At 56.2% G+C, this 2,016-nt stretch carries 2 protein-coding genes; both read left to right on the top strand.

Features of this window, described 5'->3' with window-relative positions; translation table 11 throughout:
* Positions 1–213: DUF7713 domain-containing protein (locus tag CR105_RS28630; protein ID WP_441295121.1), on the top strand; the 213-nt coding region annotated here is incomplete at its 5' end.
* 291 nt (positions 214–504) lie between these two features.
* Positions 505–1,905, top strand: a complete 1,401-nt coding sequence (locus CR105_RS27345; protein ID WP_131021913.1) for a PAS domain-containing protein — start codon at positions 505–507, stop codon at positions 1,903–1,905.
* Positions 1,906–2,016 lie beyond the last annotated feature (111 nt).

The following is a 2,016-nucleotide window of genomic DNA, read 5'->3' on the forward strand; positions in this document are numbered from 1 at the left end:
GTGATGCACGTAAGACGCGGCAGGCTCGGTCTGGCAATCATCGAGGAGACCGTCCGAGGGCGCATCGGCTGGGACGATGCCGCCGAGGGCCGCTTGCCGCTCGTTACGATCGATGGGCAGGAGTTCTTCTGGAACGAACTTGGACATGCGTTGATGTGTTTCGAGGGATGGCAGTTCAAGCTTGAGGTTGCCGACCGCAGCGATGAGGTCTGATGTCGGCCCCAGCCCCAACGTTGAAGTGACCCTGACCGGTCGTGGTACCGGCCAGGCCGTGGTTCAATCGGGGGCTACATGGCGGCACTTTTGCAGGAGAAGGTGTTGCACTTGGTCTTTGAGAACGCCCTGCGTTCGGCCAAGTGCCATCCGTCCTGACGATCCAAGCGCTAGGTGAAGGGGCCGGACGATGCCGGCAGCTTAATTTCATTTTCCGCCATTGGGATCTTGCGCGGGCGATCTGGCACCGGTTCAATCTTGCGAGCGCTATTTTTGTTTACCATAGGTACTATGATTGAAATATCTGTTTTCTCGTCTTTTCGAGCGAGACTGCTTGCGGGATTTGCGTTGTTAATCGGACTCTTGGCGGCGTTGCTATTACGGAAGATATACTCGGAATACAACAATGCTCGAGCGGCCGCATTCACTCAGACAGAAGGTTTCGTTCGTGCAATGAGCGCGCACGTAACGAGCGAGATGCGCGTGGTCGATTTGTCGCTGCTGCGTTCGGCCGAGGCGTTAGATGACATGAGCTCGACTGAGCTGCGGAATAGCGGCCGCGTCCGCCAAGCGCTTGCGAACTCCGCTGGCGTGGCTGACGCTAACTTTTGGGTCATCTTCTTAAGCCCTTCCGGCAAAGGTGTGGCTGCTTCTAACAGTTTGGCGATTGCGGAAGTTTCATACGCGGATCGCCCCTACTTTAAAGAGCGTGCCGGTGCATGCGATCGCGGCTTATACGTGGGAGGCCCGGAGGTTGGGCGGGTTTCTAAGCGAAAGCTGTTCTTTTTAAGCCGCGCCGTTTGCGCTCCAAACGGCGAGTTTTTGGGGGTCGTTGTTGCGCCTGTGGATGCTAGGGCGCTGGCGGCCGTCTTCTCTAGCGCGATGTTTCAGCCCACCCTTTCGATCACCCTGCTGCACGGCGATGGGCGTTTAATTGCCCGAGCGCCGCTTTTTGAATCCTCGTTCGCAACTAATTTGAAGGCATCTCCTCTCTATAGAAACTGGACGGCTGCTCCAGCAGGAAGCTATGAGGCACGTAGCGTCGTGGACAATGAAAATCGGGTGTTCTCCTACCGCGCCGTTGATCAATTGCCGCTTGTGATTGCAGTTGGCATCGCTACGCGCTCTTGGGTTCAGGCGATCCAAAAGGACATGGCAGTTGCCGTTGAAGCCTTAGCCATAGTTGCTATAGCGCTGTGGTTCAGTGGACGCTTCGCTTTGCGCTCCTTTCGCCGCGTCGAGCTTAGCGACGCTACACAACGCCTACTCAACGACGATCTGGCCTCGGCGCGCGACGAAAGCGCGCGGGTCGCTCGGCGCCTGAGGACCATTACGGATGGGCTGCCGGCTTTGATTGCGTATGTGGACGCAAGCGAGCGCTATGTTTTTCATAACTCGTTTTATCGAAATTTTCCCGAGGTGGATGTCGAGCGCATGCTCGGGCGATCAATGCGTGAGGCCTTAGGAGAGCGCCTTTACCTCTCGATTGAAAAGGAGGTGAAAGCTACGCTTGACGGCGCTCATTCCGTGTTTGAGCGGGAGCTTTTCTTCGGAGCAAGCGAGCGTCATTTGAAGTTCAACTACACCCCCGATTTCGACGCGAGCGGCTCGGTTGTTGGATTCTATATTATGACCGTGGATGTCACAGACGCTAAGAATATCGAGGCAGCTTTAAGGGTTCTGTCGCATTAGCGAACATCGACGGGGTAATCGGGTAAGCTGCGGCGCCCGAACCCAGGACGACTCGACATGCTCAACTTCAAAGGGATGCGCTTTCCGATCGATGTGATCCTGGTCTGCATC

This window comes from Massilia eurypsychrophila (assembly GCF_002760655.1).
Lineage (GTDB): Bacteria > Pseudomonadota > Gammaproteobacteria > Burkholderiales > Burkholderiaceae_D > JAFCUW01.

Coding starts and splice junctions, on each gene's coding strand:
- CR105_RS27345 (WP_131021913.1), top strand. CDS start 505: ATGATTGAAATATCTGTTTTCTCGTCTTTTCGAGCGAGACTGCTTGCG.